Genomic DNA, 251 nt, shown 5'->3' with positions numbered 1-251 from the left:
CGCTGGACGAGGCCGAGAGCGCGGTCGCTGAGACCGGCGCCCGGGTAGCAGTCCCCGTAGTGAGCCTCCGCCGCTTCCGGCGTGGTGATGCCGCAGAGGGTGAGCAACTGACGGATGTCGTCGACGTCGCGTCCTGGCCGGTTGGCGCGGTGCTTCATGGCGAGAAGCGCGTCCTTCGTGGCGACCTGGATTATGACGCCGTCTCGGTCGTAGATCGTCTCCCACTCGACAGTTCGGCGCCCGAACGTCGC

1 pseudogene is annotated in these 251 nt (G+C 68.1%); it reads right to left on the bottom strand.

Annotated elements, in window-relative coordinates:
* Positions 1-251: pseudogene (locus KVS71_RS17995) on the bottom strand (hypothetical protein); the annotation flags it as partial.

It is taken from the genome of Microbacterium sp. GbtcB4 (genome assembly GCF_019091465.1).
GTDB classification, from domain to species: Bacteria; Actinomycetota; Actinomycetes; order Actinomycetales; family Microbacteriaceae; genus Microbacterium; species Microbacterium paraoxydans.
The sequence above is the reverse complement of the archived record's forward strand: the minus strand, read 5'-3'. Positions and strand labels throughout refer to the sequence as shown.